Source organism: Janibacter massiliensis, assembly GCF_900289115.1.
GTDB classification, from domain to species: Bacteria; Actinomycetota; Actinomycetes; order Actinomycetales; family Dermatophilaceae; genus Janibacter_A; species Janibacter_A massiliensis.
The window spans coordinates 1-2298 of sequence record NZ_LT985202.1 but is presented as its reverse complement, the minus strand read 5'-3'; the positions used below and the strand labels follow the sequence as shown (position 1 = coordinate 2298).

The following is a 2298-nucleotide window of genomic DNA, read 5'->3' as shown; positions in this document are numbered from 1 at the left end:
GTCGACGCCGAGGCCCCTGCCCCTGCGGTCGCGCCACCCGCTCCGCCGGCCGCCTCGGCGTCGACGCCGACCGCCGACCCGCAGGAGCAGTCCGAGGACGAGGACCTGCCCTCCTACGACCACCTGTTCGGGGCGACCGGAGCCCGACCGGAGATGGTCGACGAGCAGCCGGTCGCCGTCGACGGCGGCTCCGTGGCCGCAGCGGGCGGCTTCGACGGCGGGCCCGCCGCGACGGCGAACCCCACGCTCATGCCCGTGGAGGAGCCGGAGCTCCCGTTCCAGCCGGAGCCCGCGCCGTCGGCGCCGGTCGCACCCGCACCCGGGGGTCCGGGCCAGGCCGTCCCGCCGCCGCCGTTCCCCGGTGGCTTCGGCGCCCCCGGCCAGGACCCGATGCCCGCGGGCCCGGGCTACCCGTACGAGACCGCGCCGCCGCACGGCGCTGCGCCCGCGAACGAGCCGGGCGACCTGCCGCCGTCCGCCGAGACGGAACCCGAGGTCCCGGGCCTCATCTCCGTCATCCCGTGGGCCGGTGAGGGCGGTGCCCCGCTGCCCGACGCCCCGAACCCGCCGATCGCCGATCCCGGGTACGTCGCCCAGCCGCACCCCTGGGACCCCGCGGCCACCGGAGCCGAGCAGCACCCCGCGGCCGCGGCACCCGATCAGTACCCCGCGCCGGGGCCGTACGCCGGAGCGCCCCAGCCTCCGCCCTACGGCCACGAGCCGGCCGCAGGTGGCCAGACCGACCAGCCCGCCGGGCCGGTCGTCCTCGCCGTCCTCTGCCCGGCCGGCCACTCGAGCGCCCCGCACGCGTCGACCTGCCGCACGTGCGGCCGGGACATCGCGCCGCAGGAACCCTTCGAGACCCCGCGACCGCCGCTGGGCACCCTGCGCCTGTCGACCGGTGACGTCGTCACGCTCGACCGGGGCGTCATCCTCGGTCGCTCGCCCAAGCCAGCGCCCGACCTCCCGCTCCACCAGCGCCCGCACGCCGTCAAGCTGCCGAGCCCCGACAGCGACATCTCGCGCAACCATGCCGAGCTCGTCCTCGACGGCTGGCACGTCCTCGTCCGCGACCTCGGGTCGACGAACGGCACGACGGTCGCCCTTCCCGGGCAGCCGCCGTTCCGCCTCAGCCCCGGCGACCAGGTGCCGATCGAGCCCGGGACGGTCGTCGTCATCGCCGAGCAGGTGTCGGCCACCTACGAGATCGGGCCCTGATCGACCGATGAGCACGACCGTCCCGCCCCGCATCACGGGCCTCGACTACGTCCAGCCGCTCGGCGCGGGCGGCTACGCCGACGTCTTCCTGTACCAGCAGCAGATGCCGCGGATGCGGGTCGCCGTCAAGGTCCTCAAGACGGACGGGATGACGCCCTCGATCATCCGGCAGTTCAACGACGAGGCCGACACGATGGCCGAGCTGTCGGACCACCCGTTCATCGTCCAGGTGTTCAGCTCCGGGACGACCGAGGACGGGCGGCCCTACCTGGTCATGAAGTACTACCCGCCGCCGAACCTCGCGGCGCGGGCCCGGGCCGAGCGCTTCCCGGTCCAAGAGGTGCTGCGCACGGGCGTCCAGCTCGCGAGCGCGGTCGAGACGGCCCACCGGGCGGGGATCCTCCACCGGGACATCAAGCCGGCGAACGTCCTCGTCAGCCAGTACGGCACGCCCGGCCTCACGGACTTCGGCATCGCCGGTCGTGGCGCCGCGGGGGAGGAGCCGGACGACGACGTCGGTGTCTCCGTCCCCTGGGCGCCGCCGGAGGTCCTCTTCGGGCAGAGCAACGGGGACGTGCGCGGCGACGTCTACTCGCTCGGGGCGACCCTGTGGCAGCTGCTCGTCGGCCGCTCCCCGTTCGAGGTCCCCGGCGGTGACAACGGCACCTCCGCGCTCATGCCGCGGATCCGGTCGAACCCGCCGCCGGCGACCGGGCGCCCCGACGTGCCGCCGTCGCTTGAGCGGCTGCTGGCGCAGGCGATGGCCAAGAACCCGGCGTCCCGCCCGCCGACGGCGATCGACCTCGCCCGTTCGCTGCAGTCGATCGAGCAGGAGCAGCGCTACCCCCGCACGGCGGTCGTCGTCCCGGACGAGCCGGGTGCCGCCGAGGCGACCGGTGCGGCCCACGCCCGCCCCCGCGGCCGCGCCGCCCGCCGCGCGTGGCGCCCGCGCGTCGGGGGGGGCGGCCGCTCCCCCGCCCCTGCCCGCCGCAGGGGCAGGGGCCGGGCGCCGCTCGGCTGCGGGCCGCGCGGGCCCGTCCGCTCCCCCGCCTCACCGCGCCCCCGCGGCTCCGGCGTCGC

2 protein-coding genes are annotated in these 2298 nt (G+C 76.9%); both read left to right on the top strand.

Translation table 11 applies throughout. The annotated features are described in order from the left end of the window. Positions 1 to 1218 (top strand): FHA domain-containing protein (locus tag DAA34_RS11955; RefSeq protein ID WP_106820193.1); only part of this gene is annotated, 1218 nt, incomplete at its 5' end. Between the two features lie 7 nt (positions 1219 to 1225). Then, on the top strand, positions 1226 to 2298 hold a 1073-nt coding region (locus tag DAA34_RS11950), incomplete at its 3' end, for a serine/threonine-protein kinase (RefSeq protein ID WP_106820191.1).